Here is a 19362-nt window from a genome sequence, read left to right on the forward strand (position 1 = left end):
AAACGCTCAGCGGAAACAAGAGAAGGTCCGGAGGATTCTCCGGACCTTCTCTGCTGGTGCGCCCTCAGGGGCTCGAACCCTGGACCCACTGATTAAGAGTCAGTTGCTCTACCGACTGAGCTAAAGGCGCATGTTCCCGATCGAGGTGATTTCCTGCGTCGTGAACCGAGGAATTACATTACTCACTTCTCGCCATGCTCGCCAATCGGCGGTGGCTTCTCGGCGTGTCTGAGCGCACGCTGGATGGATCGGGGGTCGCTACCCTGAAGGCCATGCCGAGAACCAGGCCGCCGTCGATGGCGGACGTCGCCGCCGAGGCGGGCGTGTCCCACCAGACCGTCTCGCGCGTGCTCAACGGGCACGCCTATGTGCGCGACGACACCCGAGAGCGCGTGCTCGCCGCGATCCGTGCCCTCGGGTATCGCCCGAATCAGGCGGCGCGCACGCTCGCGACGAGTCGCAGTGCGACGGTCGGCATCGTCACGACCGGCACGACGCACTACGGTCCGGCGAGCACGGTGCTCGCGATCGAGGAGGCGGCGCGCGCAGGCGGTTACTTCGTGTCGATCGCGGCCCTGGACTCTCGGGAGCCTGGGGCGGCGGCGGCCGTCCTCGACCAGCTCATCACGCAGGGCGTCGATGGGATCGTCGTCGTGGCGCCGCTCGTCGATGTCGCGCGCCTCGTAGACGAAGTGTCCCCGCGGATCCCGGTCGTCGTCGTGGCGGCGCGACGCGACGCTCCCGAAGATTCGCCCGTGCGCTACGTCGCGGTGGATCAGCGTGCCGGATCCGTGCGCGCGACGACGCATCTTGCGGATCTTGGGCACGAGCGCATCGCGCATATCGAGGGGCCGACCGGGTGGTTCGATGCGATCGAGCGCTCGCGCGGATTCTCAGATGCGATCGATCGTGCGGGAGTGCAGGGCACGATCGTCCCCGCCCAGGGATGGAGTGCGCGGCACGGGTACGAGGTCGGTGTTCGTCTCGCGGAGGATGTGGGGCGCGGCCGGATCACAGCGGTGTTCGCGGGAAACGACTATCTCGCGCTCGGGGCGACGCGCGCGCTGTGGGAGCGGGGGATCCGCGTTCCGGAGGATGTCTCCATCGCGGGCTTCGATGACATCGACGGAAGTGGGTTCCTCGTGCCGTCGCTCACGACGGTGCGGCAGCCCTTCGCGCGTCTCGGTGCCGCTGCGGTGCGCGGGTTGATCGAGGCGTGGGACGGTGCCGAAGCGTCGGATGGTGCGACGATCGAACCCGAGGTCGTCGTCCGCGAGAGCACGGTGCCTCCGAGGGGATAACCGGGTTCCGTCTCGGATGTGTGAGCGCTAACATGTCGAGGGCGCCCTACGTCGGGCGCACAGCGACGATGCGACGAAGGACGGAGCCGACGGTGGAGCAGCTGCACACGGACGATGCACGCGAGGCGATCCGAGGGGGCGACACGGCGCTCGGGATCGAGCTCGGATCGACACGGATCAAGGCCTGTCTGACGACGCTCGGGGGCGAGGTGATCGCCGCCGGTGGTCATGAGTGGGAGAACTCGCTCGAGAACGGGCTGTGGACCTATCCGCTGGACGCAGTGCACGACGGGCTCCGCGCCGCCTACGCGGACCTCGCGGCCGACGTCGAACGTCGCTTCAGCGTCTCACTCGACCGCGTCGGCGCGATCGGCGTCTCGGCGATGATGCACGGCTATCTCGCGTTCGACGCCGAAGGAAAGCTGCTCGTTCCGTTCCGCACCTGGCGCAACGTCAACACCGCGCGCGCCGCGGCCGCGCTCTCGGACGCACTCGAGGTGAACATCCCGCTGCGGTGGTCGGTCGCGCATCTGCATCAAGCGGTTCTCGACGGGGAAGAGCACGTTGCGCGCGTGGACCGCGTCACGACCCTCGCGGGATACGTGCACGAGCTGCTGACGGGGGAGCGGATCCTCGGTGTCGGCGACGCGTCGGGGATGTTCCCGATCGACCCCGAGACGGGCGACTACGACGCGGGCATGCTCGCCGTCGCCGACGGGCTGATCCACGGCGCCGGCGCCGCGCATCTGCGCCTCGCCGATCTGCTCCCGCGCGTGCGCCGCGCGGGTGAGGCCGCCGGGCGACTGTCGGATGACGGTGCGCGCCTGCTCGATCCGTCGGGGACGCTCGCGTCTGGCGCGGTGGCCGGACCGCCCGAGGGCGATGCGGGCACGGGCATGGTCGCGACGAACGCGGTCACGCCCCGCACCGGCAATGTGAGCGCCGGCACGAGCATCTTCAGCATGGTCGTGCTCGAGCGCCCGCTCGGATCGCGCCACGAGGAGATCGACATCGTCACGACCCCGGCGGGGGATCCCGTCGCGATGGTGCACTGCAACAATGGCGCGAGCGAGATCGGGGAGTGGGCCGGCGTCTTCCGCGAGTTCGCCCGCGCCCTGGGCGCCGAGGCCTCTGCGGACGAGGTCTTCACGGCTCTCCTTTCGGGCGCTCTCGAGCGCGGTGCCGACGACGGCCTGCTGGCGTACAACCACCTGTCGGGCGAGCCGATCGCCGGCCTCGACGAGGGGCGCCCCGTCATCGCCCGCACGCCGTCGTCGACGCTCAGTCTCGGCGGACTCATGCGCGCGCAGGTGCGTGGATCCTTCGCGACCCTGAGCCTCGGTATGCGCACGCTCGCGGACGAGGGCGTCGCGATCGATGACATGCGCGCGCACGGCGGCGTCTTCCGCACCGCGGGCGTCGCTCAGCGACTGCTGGCCGAGGCGCTCGGCGCCCCCGTGACCGTCGGTGAGACGGCCGGCGAAGGCGGGGCCTGGGGCATGGCGGTCCTCGCCGCATACACCCGCGCGTGCGCCGATTCCGAGCAGCCGGTTCTGGCCGACTGGCTGAACGAGCACATCTTCGCGGGTGACCAGACGACGACGATCGCGCCTGAGCCGGACGACGTCGCCGATCACGCCGCCTATCTGGATCGCTGGTCGGCGGGGCTCGCGATCGAGCGCGCCGCCGTGACGGCGATGCCCTGAGCTTCCGAAACTCGACACCCCACACACCAGGAGGACGAATGAACGCACCCGCACAGGTGCCGGCCGCGATGCGACAGGCGGTCGACGACGCGAAGGCGCGTGTCGCGCGCCTTCACGACGAGCTGCCCCGCTGGGAGCTCGTCGTCTGGACCGCCGGAAACGTCTCGGAGCGCGTGCCCGGCGTCGACGGTCATCCCGATCTGCTCGTCATCAAGCCGTCCGGCGTGCAGTATGACGAACTCGACGCGGGCGCCATGGTGGTCTGCGACCTCGACGGCGCCCTGATCGAAGGCACACGCAATCCCTCGTCCGACACGGCCGCGCACGCGTACGTGTACCGTCACATGCCCGATGTGCATGGCGTCGTGCACACGCACTCGACCTACGCGACCGCGTGGGCCGCGCGCGGCGAGGAGATTCCGTGCGTGCTGACGATGATGGGCGACGAGTTCGGCGGTCCGATTCCCGTCGGGCCTTTCGCGATCATCGGCGACGACTCGATCGGTCGGGGCATCGTCGAGACACTGTCGGGTCACCGCTCGACGGCCGTGCTCATGCAGAACCATGGCCCGTTCACGATCGGCGCGAGTGCGAAGTCGGCGGTGAAGACGGCCGTGCTGCTGGAGGAAGTCGCGCGCACGGTGCATATCTCGCGCCAGCTCGGCGAGCCCCTGCCGATCCCGCAGGAGGCCGTCGACTCCCTCTACGACCGATACCAGAACGTCTACGGCCAGTGAGGCCGCGAAAGGACCACGCACGATGACCAAGCCCTATTCGGACAAGCAGGTCTGGTTCCTCACGGGAAGCCAGCACCTCTACGGCCCCGAGACGCTCGCCCAGGTGGCCGAGCAGTCGCAGGAGGTCGCGCGCACGCTCGACGCCTCCGACGAGATCCCCGCGCCCGTCGTCTGGAAGCCGGTCCTGACGGACGCGCAGTCGATCCGTCGGGCGATGCTCGATGCGAACGCCGACGACGACGTTCTCGGCGTCATCGTCTGGATGCACACCTTCAGCCCCGCGAAGATGTGGATCGCGGGGCTCGACGAGCTGCGCAAGCCCCTTCTGCACCTGCACACGCAGGCGAACGTCGAGCTGCCGTGGCAGTCGATCGACTTCGACTTCATGAACCTCAACCAGGCGGCGCACGGCGATCGCGAGTTCGCGTACATGGAGACGCGTCTCGGCAAGGCCCGCAAGACCGTCGTCGGGCACGTCAGCGACGACCGGGTCGTGGGTGAGATCGCGACGTGGCAGCGCGCGGCGGCCGGCGCGGCGGCGGCGCGCTCGATGAAGCTGTGCCGCTTCGGCGACAACATGCGCAATGTCGCGGTCACGGAGGGCGACAAGACGGAGGCCGAGCTGCGCTTCGGCGTCTCGGTGAACACGTGGGGCGTGAACGAGCTCGCCGAAGCGGTCGACGCTGTCTCGGAGGCGCAGGTCGACGAGCTCGTCGCCGAGTACGAGCGTCTCTACGACGTCGCGCCCGAGCTGCGCGCCGGGGGAGCGCGGCATGGATCCCTGCGCGACGCCGCGGCGATCGAGGCGGGTCTGCGCGGGTTCCTCGAGGCGGGAGGCTTCGAGGCGTTCACGACGAACTTCGAAGACCTGGGATCGCTGAAGCAGCTTCCGGGGATCGCGGTGCAGCGGCTCATGGCCGACGGCTATGGCTTCGGTGCGGAGGGCGACTGGAAGACGGCCATTCTCGTGCGCGTCGCCAACGTCATGGGTGCCGGACTTTCGGGCGGCGCGAGCCTCATGGAGGACTACACCTACGACCTCACGCCGGGCGACGAGCGGATCCTCGGCGCCCACATGCTCGAGGTCGCGCCGTCGCTCACGACTTCGCGGCCGCGCGTGGAGGTGCACGAGCTGGGGATCGGCGGCAAGGAGGATCCCGTGCGGCTCGTCTTCACGGCGGATGCCGGCCCGGCCGTCGTCGTCGCGATGAGCGATGTGCGCACGCGCTTCCGTCTCACGGCGAACGTCGTCGAGAACGTCGACGCGCCGGATCTGCCGAATCTCCCCGTCGGTCGCGCCGTGTGGCGTCCCCAGCCTGATCTGCCCACGAGCGCCGCGTGCTGGATGGCGGCGGGGGCCGCGCACCACACGGTCATGTCGACGGCCGTCGGCATCGAGGCGTTCCGCGACTTCGCGACGATCCTGGGCGTCGAACTCGTGACGATCGACGAGTCGACGACGGTGCACGGGTTCCAGAACGAACTGAAGTGGAACCAGGTGTACCACCACATCGCCGACGGGATCTGACGCACAGACGCCGGCCGCGCGCGTCATCTTCCTCCACTCGGGGGTTGACATCGCGTGCGGTCGGCGTGAAACTGTCATCTACAACGTTTACCTACAACGTTGTAATACTTCGGTTAGACAACGGTGTCTCACACCGCGAGAGGACTGAACACAGCCATGAGGAAGCAACGACTTCTCGCTGCAGGCGGCACGGTCGCCGTCGCCGCTGCGGCCCTGACCGCATGCTCCGGCGGCGCCGCCGAGGCCACATGCACGAACGAGATCAAGAAGGAAGACGCGACGCAGGTCTCCGTCTGGGCCTGGTATCCCGCGTTCGAACAGGTCGTCGACCTGTTCAACGAGACGCACGACGACATTCAGGTCTGCTGGACCAACGCGGGCCAGGGGGCGGACGAGTACAACAAGTTCTCGACGGCGCTCGAGGCCGGCTCGGGTGCGCCCGACGTCATCATGCTCGAGTCCGAGCAGCTGCCGAGCTTCACGATCCAGGAGGGGCTTGTCGACCTGTCGGAGTACGGCGCCGACGAGATCGCGAGCGAGTACACGGAGGGCGCCTGGCAGGACGTCTCGAGCGGCGACGGCGTCTACGCCATCCCGGTCGACGGCGGCCCGATGGGCATGCTCTACCGCCAGGACATCTTCGACGAGTACGGCATCGAAGTGCCGACGACGTGGGACGAGTTCGCCGATGCCGCACAGGCGCTGAAGGACGCGGGCGCCCCCGGCGTCCTTGCCGACTTCCCCGCGAACGGTGGCGCGTACACCTACGCCCTCATGGCGCAGGCCGGCGCCGAGCCGTTCAGCTACGACGCGAACAACCCCCAGCAGGTCGGGGTCGACGTCAACAGCGACGAGGCGAAGGAGGTCATGAGCTACTGGAACGACCTCGTCGAGAAGGACCTCGTCGCGACCGACGACGCCTTCACGGCCGACTACAACACGAAGCTCGTCGACGGCACCTACGCCGTGTACGTCGCGGCGGCCTGGGGCCCCGGCTACCTCGGCGGCCTCGAGGACGCCGACGCTGAGGCGCAGTGGCGCGCGGCTCCGGTCCCGCAGTGGGATCCGAACAACCCCGTGCAGATCAACTGGGGCGGATCGACGTTCGCCGTCACCACTCACACGCCCGAGGAGCGGCTCGAAGCCGCAGCCACGGTCGCGAAGGACATCTTCCGCACCGAGGAGGCGTGGCAGATCGGCATCGACGAGGCGGCGCTCTTCCCGCTGTGGAAGCCCGTTCTCGAGTCGGATGAGTTCGCACAGAAGGAGTACCCCTTCTTCGACGGCCAGAAGATCAACGAGGACGTCTTCCTCGAGGCGGCCGCGGGGTACACCGGCTTCGGCTTCAGCCCGTTCCAGGTCTACGCCTATGACCAGACGAACGAGCAGCTGTTCGCCATGACCGAAGGGGAGAAGGACGCCGCGACGGCGCTCGACGACCTGCAGGACGTGCTCGAGCAGTACGCGAACAACCAGGGCTTCGAGCTCACCGAGTGACGTCCGACGCGGGGACGGCTTCGTTCGGCGAGGCCGTCCCCGCGGCGATTCCACGGAGACATCATGACTACCGCCAACCTCACGGCTCCCGGGCGGAGCACGGGACGAGGCGGGTTGAAGCGACAGTGGTTCGGCTGGCTGTACGTCTCGCCCTTCCTCGTCATCTTCGCCCTGTTCCTCCTCATCCCGCTCGGCTACGCCTTCTGGATGAGCCTGTTCGAATCGACCCTCGCGGGCGGCGAGAAGTTCGCCGGGCTCGCGAACTACGCCCGGGCGTTCACGGATCCGCTCTTCCTCGAGGGCCTCGGTCGAGTGGCGCTGTACGGGATCGTCATGATCCCGATGCAGATGCTCGTCGCGCTCGTCGCGGCGCTCGTGCTCGACACCCTCGCGACGAAGCTCGCGAACCTCACGCGCCTGCTGATCTTCGTGCCGTATTCGATTCCGATCGTCATCGGCGCACTGATGTGGAGCTTCCTCTACAGCCCCCGATTCGGGCCGGCTGCGTCGATCTTCGGCCTGTTCGGGCTCGACGCCCCCAATCTTCTCGGGCCGGACACGATCTTCGGCGGCCTCGTCAACGTCGTGACCTGGCAGTGGTCGGGGTACTACATGATCATCATCTACGCGGCGCTGCGCTCGATCGACCCGTCGATCTACGAGGCCGCGCGCATCGATGGCGCGAGCGGCCTGCAGACCGCGCTGCGCATCAAGGTGCCGATGATCTCGTCCTCGATGGTGATGGTGCTCACGTTCGCGCTCATCGGCACGCTCCAGTTCTTCACGGAGCCCGTCGTCCTGCGCGGCGTCGCGGAAGGATCCATCAACGCGTCGTACACGCCGAATATGTACGTGTTCGCGCTGGCGTTCAACTACAGCCAATTCAACTACGCCTCGACGATCGCCTTCTCGCTCGGCCTGATCGTCTTCGTCGGGTCGTTCCTGTTCCTGTTCCTCACGCGTAAGCAGAGCGGACTGAAGTGATGTCGACGACAACGCGCACATCCGCGCACACGACCGTGACGGGCCTGCCGAAGCGGGCGGGCCGCCCGGCAGGAACGGGGCGCACCGGCGGACGGCGGATCGGATCCCACGTCCTCCTGATCATCCTCGCGATCTACTTCGTCATCCCTCTGTGGTGGCTTTTCGTCGCCGCGACGAAGTCGACGCCCGAGCTGTTCGGGACCGGGCCGTTCTGGTTCGGCGACATCACCCACTTCTTCGACAACATCGTCGGTCTCTTCACCGAGAAGGGCGGCGTCTACTGGCAGTGGATGGGCAACTCGTTCCTGTACGCGTTTGGCGGCGGGATCGGCGCGACGATCCTCGCGGTTCTCGCTGGATACGGCTTCGCGAAGTACCGCTTCCGCGGTCGCGGCTTCGTCTTCGGCCTCGTGCTGGGTGCCATCATGGTGCCGCCGACGGCGCTCGCGGTGCCGACGTTTGTGCTTCTCAGCGACTACGGCATCATCAACACGCCCTGGGCGGTCATCCTGCCTTCGCTGCTGAACCCATTCGGCGTCTACCTCATGCGCATCTACACGCAGGACGCCGTGCCCGATGAGATGCTCGAGGCCGCGCGGATCGACGGGGCGGGCGAGTTCCGCACCTTCTTCCAGGTCGCGCTGCCGCTGCTCCGCCCCGCGATCGTCACGGTGCTGCTCCTCGCAGTTGTCGCGGTGTGGAACAACTTCTTCCTCCCGCTCGTCGTGCTGACCGACGAGTCCCTCCTCCCGGTCACCGTCGGCCTGAACCGCTGGACGACGCTGTCGAACGCCGGAGCCGGAGGCGAGCAGGTCTGGAACCTCATCACCTCGGGCGCCTTCGTCTCGATCGTGCCGCTGGTCCTGTCGTTCCTGCTGCTGCAGCGCTACTGGCAGGGCGGGCTCGCCATCGGAAGCCTCAAGTAACACCTAAAGGAGACCTTCGTGCCTACCGCACACATGACCATCGATCCGCACTTCGCCATCGGGCGGATCCAGCGAAACCTGTTCGGCGGTTTCGTCGAGCACCTCGGCCGCCACATCTACACCGGTGTGTACGAGCCCGGCCACGCGACGGCCGACGCCGAGGGCTTCCGTCAGGACGTGATCGACCTCGTGCGCGAGCTCGGCGTTGCGACGATTCGCTACCCGGGCGGAAACTTCGTCTCGGGCTTCCGCTGGGAGGACAGCGTCGGCCCGCGCGAGCAGCGCCCGCGCCGACTCGACCTCGCCTGGCACTCGACCGAGACGAACGAGGTGGGCCTGCACGAGTTCTCGTCCTGGCTCGACAAGGTCGGCAGCGAGATGATGCTCGCGGTCAACCTCGGCACGCGCGGCACGCTCGAGGCGCTCGATCTGCTCGAGTACGCCAACGTCCCGGTGCAGACGGCCCTCACGGATCAGCGCGTCGCCAACGGCCGCGAGGATCCGTTCGGAGTGAAGATCTGGTGCCTCGGCAACGAGATGGACGGACCGTGGCAGCTCGGCCACCGGAGCGCGGACGACTACGGCAAGATCGCGTCGCAGACGGCGAAGGCGATGCGCCAGGTCGACCCGAACGTCGAGCTCGTCGTGTGCGGTTCGTCGAGTGCGCACATGCCGACCTTCGGTGAGTGGGAGCGCGTCGTGCTGCACCACGCGTACGAGGATGTCGACTACATCTCGTGCCACGCGTACTACGAGCCTAAGGACGGCGACCTCGATTCGTTCCTCGCATCGGCGGTCGACATGGACTGGTTCATCGACACCGTCGTGCAGACGGCCGACCACGTCGGAGCCGTCAAGGGGTCCGACAAGAAGATCAACATCTCGTTCGATGAGTGGAACGTCTGGTACCAGAGCCGCTTCCACGAGGTCGATCAGATCAGCGACATCGATGAGTGGCCCGTGGCGCCGCGCCTGCTCGAGGACATCTACTCGGTGATCGACGCCGTCGTCTTCGGCAACCTCATGATCTCTCTGCTCAAGCACGCCGACCGCGTCACGAGCGCCTCGCTTGCGCAGCTGGTGAACGTGATCGGTCCGATCATGACCGAGCCGGGCGGCATCGCCTGGCGGCAGACGACGTTCTTCCCGTTCGCCATCACATCGCGCCTCGCGCGCGGCGAGGCGCTCGAGCTCAAGCTCGACGCGCCGACGTACAAGACGGGCCGCTTCGGCGACGTGCCGCTCGTCGATGCGGTCGCGACGCGCGATGCCGAGACGGGGGAGGCGAGCGTGTTCCTCGTCAACCGCTCGCAGTCGGAGTCGATCGAGGTCTCGGTCGACATCGCAGGGCTCGGCGAGGTCTCGGTGCGCGAAACGCACACTCTCGCAGATGACGACATCCACGCGAAGAACACTCTCGAGGATCCGGAACGGGTTGCCCCGAAGGCGAACGACAGCGCTCGCGTCGCAGGCGGCGTGCTGACAGTCTCGCTTCCTCCGGTGTCGTGGACGGCGATCGGCCTCGCGCCGACGGAGTGAGTCGGTCCATGAACACGGCCGGCGCGGGGGATACGCTCGCGTCGGCCGTGTTCGACGTGTGAACACGGTGCGGAAGGAGACACCATGAGCGGTGAGCGCAACTGGGCCGAGAACCTGGTCTATCGCGCGGAGAGGGTTGTGCGCCCCCGCACGATCGATGAACTGCGGGAGGTGCTGGCCTCCGGAGGGCCCGTGCGCGCCCTCGGCACCCGTCACTGCTTCAACGACATCGCCGACACGACGGGGACTCTCATCTCGCTCGCCGACATGCCGCGCGAGATCGAGGTGTCGGGCGACACCGTGCGCGTGGCGGGCGGTGTCCGCTACGGCGATCTCGCTCCCGTCCTGGAGGAGAACGGCCGGGCGCTCGCGACGCTCGCCTCGCTGCCGCACATCTCCGTCGCCGGCGCCGTCGCGACGGGGACGCACGGATCCGGCGACCGCGTTCCCTCGCTCTCGGCCGCCGTTCGTTCGGTGACCCTCGTCACACCGGGCGGCGACGACGTCACGCTGACGCGGGACGACGCCGACTTCGGCGGGGCCGTCGTGCACCTCGGTGCGCTCGGTATCGTCACGGCGCTCGAGCTCGACACGGAGCCGAGCTACGAGGTCGCGCAGTATGCGTTCGACGCGCCGCGGTGGGATGAGATCCTCGCCGACTACGACGCCGTCACGTCTCTCGGCGACAGCGTGAGCATCTTCACGACCTGGCGGGATCCGCAGGCAGCGGATCAGCTGTGGGTCAAGAGGCGCGTTCGCCCCGGCGGGGACGAGATCGATGATTCGATCATTTCGCGGCTCGGCGCGCGCGCAGCCGACGGACCGCGGCACCCGATCCCGGGCGTCGACGCCGAGGCGTGCAACGCGCAGGGCGGCGTCCCCGGTCCCTGGTTCGAGAGGCTTCCGCACTTCCGCATGGACTTCACGCCGAGCGTCGGCGCGGAGCTGCAGAGTGAGTTCTTCGTCGCCCGCGCCGACGCCCCGGCGGCGATCGAGGCGGTGCGCGGCATCGCCGGTGTCGTCTCGCCGCTGCTGCACGTGTGCGAGATTCGCTCGATCTCGGCCGACGATCTGTGGCTCAGCCCCTCGTCCGGCCGCGACTCGGTCGCTCTGCACTTCACGTGGCGCCTCGACGAGCCGGCCGTGCGGGCGGCGCTGCCGACGCTCGAGAAGGCCCTCGCCCCATTCGATGTGCGGCCCCACTGGGGCAAGATCTTCACGATGCCGGGTGAAGAGGTCGCGGCTCGGTACCCGCGCTGGCACGACTTCCGCGCACTGCGCGCGAGGCTCGACCCGATGGACCGCCTGCAGAACGCGTACACGCGGCGTCTCGAGCTCTGAGGAGGAGAGTCATGGCGGTGACGCTGAAAGACGTGGCACGCAAAGCAGGCGTGTCGATCAAGACCGTTTCGAATGTGATCCACGACTATCCGCACATCCGGGTCACGACGCGCGAGCGCGTCGAGCGCGCGATCGCCGAGCTCGGATACACGCCCAATCAGACGGCTCGGAACCTGCGCTCGGGGCGTACCGGAGTGCTGGCGCTCGCCGTGCCGGACCTGGCGCTCAGCTATTTCGCGGAGCTCGCGGCGAGCGTGATCGCTGCGGCGGAGGACCGCGGTTTCGCCGTGCAGGTCGAGCAGACCGGTGGCACGCGGGAACGCGAGATCGAACTCCTTCGCACGCCCCGGCTCCGGATGACGGACGGGGTGCTGTTCAGCCCGCTGGAGATGGGCCAGGACGATGCCGATTTCCTGAACGTCGACTACCCGCTTGTGCTGCTCGGCGAGCGGATCTTCGACGGCCCGACGGATCACGTGACGATGCACAACGCCGAGGCGGCGCGTGCGGCGACGGAGTTCCTGCTCGATCGCGGTCGTCGTCGTATCGCGCTCATCGGCGCGCACGACGGCGAGATCATCGGATCCGCGGGGCTGCGCCTCGCCGGATACCGCGAGGCGCTCGAGGCGCGGGGCGTGCCGCTCGACGACACGCTCGTGGCTTCGGCGGGCGAATGGCATCGCGTGGACGGCCAGAGGGCGATGCGAGAGCTGATCGCGCGCGGCGTGGACTTCGACGCCCTGTTCGCGCTCAACGATTCGCTCGCCTTCGGCGCCCTCCGCGCGCTCGAGGAGGCGGGCCGATCCGTTCCCCACGACGTCGCCGTGATCGGCTTCGACAACGTCGACGAGAGCGCTTACTCGATTCCGGCGCTCACGACGGTGGATCCGGGCCGCGAGTGGATCGCCCGCCGCGCCGTGGACGCGCTCATCGAGCGCATCGAGGATCCCTCGGCCGAACCGCGCACCATGCTCGCGGAGTTCCGGGTGGTCGAGCGCGAGTCGACGGGAGGCTAGCGCCTACTTCCGTGCGGCGGCGGACGACTTGACGAAGCGGTCCTCGCGACCGGCGATCGGCGAGTCCTCGGCGACGGCACCCCCGCGGGACGCCTTGCGGATGTCGAGGATCATCCCGATGGACAGCGCGAACGAGATGCCCCAGCTGATCCACGCGAGCGCGACGCGCCACGTGAACGGCTGCGCGTCGGATCCCTTCAGCAGGGACCAGCCACTCGTGAGGGCGCCGATGATTCCCGTTCCCAGCAGGTACTTGCGCATGGGTCCACCGTAGCGCGGATCCTCGCGTTGCCCCGCGAGCCCGGCCGTCACTAGGCTGGCCTCGTCAGAAGGAGCGCTATGTCGCGAGCAGATCTTGTCGTCGTCGCCAATCGCCTGCCCGTGGACCGTGTCGACGGACCCGACGGAGAACCCGCCTGGCGCAGATCGCCCGGGGGGCTCGTCACCGCCCTCGAGCAGGTGATGCAGAGCCTCGACGGTGCGTGGGTCGGTTGGGGCGGGCAGCCCGATCTGCAGGTGGAGCCGTTCGAGTTCGACGACAACCTCCTTGTTCCCGTGTCGCTCAGCCGTGAAGATCTTCGCGACTACTACGAAGGATTCTCGAACGGCACGATCTGGCCGCTCTACCACGACGTCATCGCGGCCCCCGAGTTCAAGCGCTCCTGGTGGGATGCGTACGTGCGGGTCAATCGTCGCTTCGCGGAGGCCGCCGCCGAGCACGTGAACGACGGTGGCGTCGTCTGGGTGCAGGACTATCAGCTGCAGCTCGTGCCGCAGATGGTGCGGGAGTTGCGGCCCGATGTGACGATCGGGTACTTCCACCACATCCCGTTCCCGGCATATGCGCTCTTCGCGCAGCTCCCGTGGCGTCGCCAGGTGCTCGAAGGTCTGCTGGGGGCAGATGTCGTCGGCTTCCAGCGCGTTGCGGACGCCGGCAACTTCCAGCGCTCGATCCGTCGTCTGCTCAACCATCCGACGAAGGGCGACACCGTCACGGTGCCGACGATCGACGACCAATCGCGAACTGTGATCGCGAAGAGCTATCCGATCTCGATCGACGCCGAGCAGTTCATCAAACTCGCCGAGCGTCCCGACATCATCGCGCGAGCGAAGGCGCTGCGCGAGCAGGTCGGATCCGACAAGCTCATGCTGGGCGTCGACCGGTTGGACTACACGAAGGGGATCCGTCATCGCCTGAAGGCATACGGCGAGCTTCTTGCCGACGGGCGCATCAAGGGCCACGAGGCGACGCTCGTGCAGATCGCGAGCCCGAGCCGCCCGGGCGTCGAGGCGTATCAGGATCTGCGCGATGAGATCGAGAAGACCGTCGCGCGCATCAACGGCGACTACTCGACGGTCGAGAACACGGCGATCCGCTATCTGCATCAGGGCTACCCGCGGGAGGAGATGGTCGCGCTGTATCTCGCGGCCGACGTCATGCTCGTGACCGCTCTGCGCGACGGCATGAACCTCGTCGCGAAGGAGTACGTCGCGGTCCGCGGCGACAATACTGGCGTGCTCGTGCTCAGCGAGTTCGCCGGGGCAGCGGATGAGCTCGGCAGCGCCCTGCTCGTGAACCCCCACGACATCGAGGGGATGAAGGACACGATGATGCGGGCCGTGCAGATGCCGGCCGCCGAGCAGGCTCGTCGCATGAAGACGATGCGCCGCAAGGTGCTCGACAACGACGTCGAGAAGTGGGGACGCGCCTTCCTCGACGACATCGACCAGCTGAGCCGGAAGAGGCTCCGGCCGTGACGACGGCCGCCGCGGCAGGGGACGCGCGGCTCGACGCGCTCGTGGACGCCGAACGGATCCTGGTCGCGCTCGACTTCGACGGCACGCTCTCTCCGCTCGTTACGGATCCCATGGCGGCGCGCGCGACGCCCGAAGCCTCGGCGGCGATCGCGGCTCTCGCCGAGGCGCGCGCGACGACGGTCGCGCTCGTGTCGGGGCGCAGCCTGCGGGACCTCCGCGTGATCGCCGAGCATCGCGACGACTCATCCATATGGCTCGCCGGATCGCACGGCGCCGAGCACTGGCGTCCCGCGGGAGCGCCGAGCGTGGACGGCGAAGACCGACGTATCGACGCGGAGCAGGCGGACGCGATCCTCTCCGCCGTCGTAGACGCCGTCGCGAGGTTCGACGGGGCGTGGATCGAAGACAAGCAGTTCGGATTCGCCCTGCACACGCGTACGTCCCCCGAGGGGGTCGAGCAGCCCGCGCAGGACGCGGTGGACGCCGTGATGCGTGCACGCGCGCCGGAGTGGCGCCGCCGCGAGGGAAAGCACGTCCTCGAGTTCGCATGGCGGCATGAGGGCAAGGACACGGCGGTCGCCGAGCTGCGGCGCGCGAGTCGCGCCGACGCCGTGCTCTTCGCCGGCGACGACGTCACCGACGAGGACGCCCTGCGCTCGCTCGACGAGGGCGATCTCGGGATCCGTGTGGGCGCGGGGGAGACGGCCGCTGACGTCACCGTCGCGGACATCTCCGAGCTCGCCCGGCTGCTGTCTGAGCTGGCTGTGCGGCGCGGACGCTGAGTCATCGCCGGTCGACACGCCGGGACTCGCCGCTGTGCTCACGGAGGGGGCTCCAGGTCGAGCATCCTGACCGCGTCGTGCGTCAGGCGCTTCGCAGAACGCGCGCCGGTTCGGGGCCTCGCCGGACTGGGAATAGACTGCGAACGTGAGTGAGAACGTACCTGCGGGAATCGATATCAAGCCGCGCAGTCGCGTGGTCACCGACGGCATTGAGGCGACGACCTCGCGCGGCATGCTCCGCGCCGTCGGCATGGGCGACGACGACTGGGAGAAGCCCCAGATCGGCATCGCGTCGAGCTGGAACGAGATCACCCCCTGCAATCTTTCGCTCGACCGCCTCGCGCAGGGCTCGAAGGAGGGTGTGCACGCAGGCGGCGGCTACCCGCTGCAGTTCGGCACCGTGAGCGTCTCCGACGGGATCTCGATGGGGCACGAGGGAATGCACTTCTCTCTCGTGAGCCGCGAGGTCATCGCCGACAGCGTCGAGACCGTCGTCATGGCCGAGCGCCTCGACGGCACCGTGCTGCTGGCGGGCTGCGACAAGTCGCTCCCCGGCATGCTCATGGCCGCCGCTCGTCTCGAGCTCGCGAGCGTCTTCGTGTACGCCGGCTCCATCGCACCCGGCTGGGTGAAGACCGAGGACGGCACCGAGCGCACGATCACGATCATCGACTCGTTCGAGGCCGTCGGCGCCTGCAAGGCGGGCCAGATGAGCGAAGCCGATCTCAAGAAGATCGAGTGCGGATTCGCGCCGGGTGAGGGCGCGTGCGGCGGCATGTACACGGCCAACACGATGGCCTGCATCGCCGAGGCCCTCGGCATGAGCCTTCCGGGCTCGTCGACGCCGCTCAGCGCCGACCGCCGGCGCGACATGTACGCCCACCGCTCGGGCGAGGCCGTCGTCGAGATGCTGCGCAAGGGCATCACCACGAAGGACATCCTCACGAAGAAGGCGTTCGAGAACGCCGTCACGGTCGCGATGGTCCTCGGCGGATCCACGAACGCGGTTCTTCATCTCCTCGCGATCGCGAAGGAGGCGGGCGTCGAACTCACGCTCGACGACTTCCGCCGCATCGGCGAGCGGTCGCCGCACCTCGCGGACGTGAAGCCCTTCGGGCAGTTCGTCGCGCAGGACTTCGACCGCGCCGGTGGCATGCCCGTCGTCATGAAGGCTCTGCTCGACGCCGGCCTCCTGCACGGAGATGCCCTCACGGTCACGGGAAAGACGCTCGCCGAGAACCTCGCCGAGCTCGACCCCGAGCCCCTCGACGGCACGGTCGTGCGCGACCTCGACGACCCGATCCACGCCACGGGCGGTCTCACGATTCTCGACGGCTCGCTCGCCCCTGACGGCGCCGTCGTCAAGACGGCCGGCTTCGACGCCGAGGTCTTCGAGGGCCCGGCGCGCGTGTTCGAACGCGAGCGTGCGGCGATGGATGCCCTGACGAATGGCGAGATCAAGGCGGGCGATGTCGTCGTGATCCGCTACGAGGGGCCGAAGGGCGGGCCCGGGATGCGCGAGATGCTTGCGATCACGGCCGCCATCAAGGGCGCGGGGCTCGGCAAGGATGTACTACTCTTGACGGACGGTCGATTCTCCGGCGGCACAACCGGCCTGTGCATCGGCCACATTGCACCCGAAGCGGTGGACGCAGGTCCGATCGCCTTCGTGCGCGATGGCGATCCGATCAGGGTCGATGTCGCCGCTCGCACTCTCGACCTACTCGTCGACGAGGCTGAGCTCGCCTCCCGCCGTTCCGGCTGGGAGCCGCTGCCCCCGCGATACACCCGCGGCGTTCTCGCCAAGTACGCGAAGCTCGTGCGTTCCGCCGCCGTGGGCGCGATCACCGGTTGATCCGCCCCGTGTCGACGTCACGCCGAACCGACCAGGGAAGCACCATGCCCGCAGATCCCCTCACCGCCGTTCCTCGGCCCCCCGCAACGTCCACCGCCAATCCGCCCGTCCTCACGGGCGCGGAGGCCGTCGTCCGCTCGCTCGAGCTGCTCGGCGTCGACGACGTCTTCGGGCTTCCGGGTGGCGCGATCCTGCCCGCCTACGACGCGCTGATGGGGGCGCACACGCTCAATCACGTCCTCGTGCGGCACGAGCAGGGCGCAGGCCACGCGGCCGAGGGATACGCGGCGGCGAGCGGTCGCGTCGGCGTCGCGATCGCGACCTCCGGCCCCGGCGCGACGAACCTCGTCACGGCGATCGCCGACGCCCACATGGACTCGGTGCCGATGGTGGCGATCACGGGCCAGGTCTTCTCCTCGCTCATGGGAACCGACGCGTTCCAGGAAGCCGACATCGTGGGCATCACGATGCCCGTCACGAAGCACTCGTTCCTCGTGAAGCGGCCGGAGGATATCCCGCGCGCGCTCGCGCAGGCGTTCGAGATCGCGAAGACGGGCCGTCCCGGCCCCGTGCTCGTCGACATCACGAAGGACGCCCAGCAGAACGAGGCGCCGTTCATCTGGCCGCCGAAGTTCGACCTGCCGGGCTACCGCCCCGTCACGAAGGCGCACGGCAAGCAGATCCAGGCGGCGGCGTCGCTCATCGCGCAGGCCAAGAAGCCCGTCCTGTACGTCGGCGGCGGAGTGATCCGGGGCAAGGCCGCAGAACAGCTGCGCACCTTTGCCGAGACGACCGGCGCGCCCGTCGTCACGACGCTCATGGCTCGCGGCGCGTTCCCCGACTCGCACGAGCAGCACCTCGGTATGCCGGGAATGCACGGATCCGTTCCGGCCGTGCTCGCGCTGCAGGAGAGCGACGTGCTCGTCTCGCTCGGCGCGCGCTTCGACGATCGCGTGACCGGCAAGGCGGCGCTCTTCGCACCGGACGCGAAGGTCATCCACGTCGACATCGATCCTGCCGAGATCGGCAAGATCCGCGAGGCCGAGGTGCCGATCGTGGGCGATGTGCGGGAGGTGCTCGTCGACCTCGACACCGCCTACCGTTCGACCGTCGCGGGCGAGCGCCCCGACTTCGCCGAGTGGTGGCAGTACCTGAAGGGGCTGCGCGACCAGTACCCGCTCGGGTACACCGAGCCGACCGACGGCCTGCTCGCACCGCAGCACATCATCTCGCGCATCGGCGAGCTGACGGGGCCGGAAGGCGTGTACGTCGCGGGCGTCGGACAGCACCAGATGTGGTCGGCGCAGTTCATCAAGTACGAGCGCCCCAACTCGTGGCTCAACTCGGGCGGCGCCGGCACGATGGGCTACTCCGTGCCCGCAGCTATGGGCGCGAAGGTCGCCCAGCCGGATCGTCCCGTGTGGGCGATCGACGGCGACGGCTGCTTCCAGATGACGAACCAGGAGCTCGCCACCTGCGTGCTCAACGAGATCCCGATCAAGGTCGCGATCATCAACAACTCGTCGCTGGGCATGGTGCGCCAGTGGCAGACGCTGTTCTACGACGGTCGCTACTCGCACACCGATCTCAACACGGGCCACGACTCGAAGCGGATCCCCGACTTCGTGAAGCTCGCGGACGCCTACGGCTGCCTCGCGATCCGTGTGGAGCGCGAGGACGAGATCGACGACGCGATCCGTCTCGCCCTCGAGACGAACGACCGCCCCGTCGTGATCGACTTCGTCGTCTCGAGTGATGCGATGGTGTGGCCGATGGTGCCGCAGGGCGTGAGCAACAGCTATATCCAGTACGCGCGAGACCACTCGCCTGCGTTCGATGAGGAGGCCTGAGCACATCATGTCGAAGCACGTTCTCAGCCTCCTCGTCGAGGACACCCCGGGTCTGCTGACCCGCGTCGCCGGCCTGTTCTCGCGTCGGGGCTTCAACATCCACTCGCTCGCGGTGGGCGTGACCGAGGTTCCCGGCCTGTCGCGGATCACGGTCGTCGTGGACGTCGCGTCCCTCCCGCTCGAGCAGGTCACGAAGCAGCTGAACAAGCTCATCAACGTGGTGAAGATCGTCGAGCTCGACTCTGCGGCTTCCGTGCAGCGCCAGCACATGCTCGTGAAGGTGCGCGCCGACAACACGACGCGTGCCAACGTGCTTGAGGTCGTGAGCCTGTTCCGCGCGAACGTCGTCGACTACGCGCAGGACTCGCTCGTGATCGAGATCACGGGTGACCAGGGCAAGGTGGACGCATTCCAGAAGGCGGTCACGCCCTTCGGTATCAAGGAGATCTCGCAGTCGGGCCTCCTGGCACTTGGCCGCGGGCCCAAGTCGATCTCCGAGCGCGCTCTGCGCTGACACGACCTCACAGACGAACCCGAAGAAC

The 19362-nt window shown here is 68.2% G+C and carries 16 protein-coding genes and 1 tRNA gene; 15 read left to right on the plus strand and 2 right to left on the minus strand.

The features are described 5' to 3' along the window. Positions 1–54 precede the first annotated feature (54 nt). A tRNA-Lys gene (locus C0012_RS07170) sits at positions 55–130 on the minus strand. 142 nt (positions 131–272) lie between these two features. On the opposite strand from C0012_RS07170, the gene C0012_RS07175 reads away from it, so the two are divergent. The 10 genes from C0012_RS07175 (at position 273) to C0012_RS07220 (ending at position 12575) form a co-directional block, all read left to right on the plus strand. Further along, positions 273–1301, plus strand: a complete 1029-nt coding sequence (locus C0012_RS07175) for a LacI family DNA-binding transcriptional regulator (RefSeq protein WP_110589436.1) — start codon at positions 273–275, stop codon at positions 1299–1301. A 68-nt stretch (positions 1302–1369) separates the two neighbouring features. Next, positions 1370–3007, plus strand: coding sequence for a xylulokinase (locus C0012_RS07180; protein WP_110589435.1), 1638 nt, complete (start codon positions 1370–1372; stop codon positions 3005–3007). Between the two features lie 38 nt (positions 3008–3045). Next, positions 3046–3744, plus strand: coding sequence for an L-ribulose-5-phosphate 4-epimerase (locus C0012_RS07185; RefSeq protein ID WP_110589260.1), 699 nt, complete (start codon positions 3046–3048; stop codon positions 3742–3744). 22 nt (positions 3745–3766) lie between these two features. Then, positions 3767–5272 (plus strand): L-arabinose isomerase, encoded by a 1506-nt coding sequence (gene araA, locus C0012_RS07190; protein WP_110589259.1) that lies wholly within the window; start codon positions 3767–3769, stop codon positions 5270–5272. Positions 5273–5428: 156 nt separating this feature from the next. Beyond that, positions 5429–6769: an ABC transporter substrate-binding protein gene (locus C0012_RS07195; protein ID WP_110589258.1), complete on the plus strand. Its 1341-nt coding sequence runs from the start codon at positions 5429–5431 to the stop codon at positions 6767–6769. Positions 6770–6832: 63 nt separating this feature from the next. Then, on the plus strand, positions 6833–7753 hold the full coding sequence (locus C0012_RS07200) for a carbohydrate ABC transporter permease (protein WP_110589257.1): 921 nt from the start codon (positions 6833–6835) through the stop codon (positions 7751–7753). Continuing rightward, the gene (locus C0012_RS07205; RefSeq protein WP_110589256.1) at positions 7753–8679 is read left to right on the plus strand and encodes a carbohydrate ABC transporter permease; all 927 of its coding nucleotides are present in this window, start codon (positions 7753–7755) and stop codon (positions 8677–8679) included. Before C0012_RS07200 ends, C0012_RS07205 begins: the two co-directional genes overlap by 1 nt. 33 nt (positions 8680–8712) lie before the next feature. After that, complete coding sequence (gene arfA / locus C0012_RS07210; protein ID WP_198411112.1) at positions 8713–10218, plus strand: arabinosylfuranosidase ArfA; 1506 nt, start codon at positions 8713–8715, stop codon at positions 10216–10218. Between the two features lie 84 nt (positions 10219–10302). After that, positions 10303–11559 (plus strand): FAD-binding protein, encoded by a 1257-nt coding sequence (locus C0012_RS07215; protein ID WP_110589254.1) that lies wholly within the window; start codon positions 10303–10305, stop codon positions 11557–11559. An 11-nt stretch (positions 11560–11570) separates the two neighbouring features. Next, positions 11571–12575 carry a LacI family DNA-binding transcriptional regulator gene (locus tag C0012_RS07220; protein ID WP_110589253.1) on the plus strand — a complete coding sequence of 335 codons (1005 nt, stop codon included), beginning with the start codon at positions 11571–11573 and terminating at the stop codon, positions 12573–12575. Positions 12576–12578: 3 nt separating this feature from the next. Here C0012_RS07220 and C0012_RS07225 read toward each other — a convergent pair whose 3' ends face one another. Continuing rightward, entirely contained in the window at positions 12579–12836 is a 258-nt protein-coding gene (locus tag C0012_RS07225; protein WP_110589434.1) for a hypothetical protein, read from the minus strand. A gap of 78 nt (positions 12837–12914) precedes the next feature. On the opposite strand from C0012_RS07225, the gene C0012_RS07230 reads away from it, so the two are divergent. The 5 genes from C0012_RS07230 to ilvN all read left to right on the plus strand — a co-directional run bounded on the left by C0012_RS07230 (position 12915) and on the right by ilvN (position 19334). Beyond that, the gene (locus C0012_RS07230; protein ID WP_110589252.1) at positions 12915–14333 is read left to right on the plus strand and encodes an alpha,alpha-trehalose-phosphate synthase (UDP-forming); all 1419 of its coding nucleotides are present in this window, start codon (positions 12915–12917) and stop codon (positions 14331–14333) included. Further along, entirely contained in the window at positions 14330–15115 is a 786-nt protein-coding gene (otsB, locus tag C0012_RS07235) for a trehalose-phosphatase (RefSeq protein WP_198411093.1), read from the plus strand. Before C0012_RS07230 ends, otsB begins: the two co-directional genes overlap by 4 nt. A 145-nt stretch (positions 15116–15260) precedes the next feature. Beyond that, a complete protein-coding gene (ilvD, locus tag C0012_RS07240; RefSeq protein WP_110589251.1) occupies positions 15261–16970 on the plus strand; it encodes a dihydroxy-acid dehydratase in 1710 nt (569 codons plus the stop codon). Positions 16971–17014: 44 nt separating this feature from the next. Beyond that, positions 17015–18820, plus strand: coding sequence for an acetolactate synthase large subunit (locus tag C0012_RS07245; protein WP_110589250.1), 1806 nt, complete (start codon positions 17015–17017; stop codon positions 18818–18820). Between the two features lie 7 nt (positions 18821–18827). Beyond that, positions 18828–19334, plus strand: coding sequence for an acetolactate synthase small subunit (gene ilvN / locus C0012_RS07250; protein WP_110589249.1), 507 nt, complete (start codon positions 18828–18830; stop codon positions 19332–19334). Positions 19335–19362 lie beyond the last annotated feature (28 nt).

The organism is Microbacterium suaedae (assembly GCF_003254645.1).
Taxonomy (GTDB): Bacteria; Actinomycetota; Actinomycetes; order Actinomycetales; family Microbacteriaceae; genus Microbacterium; species Microbacterium suaedae.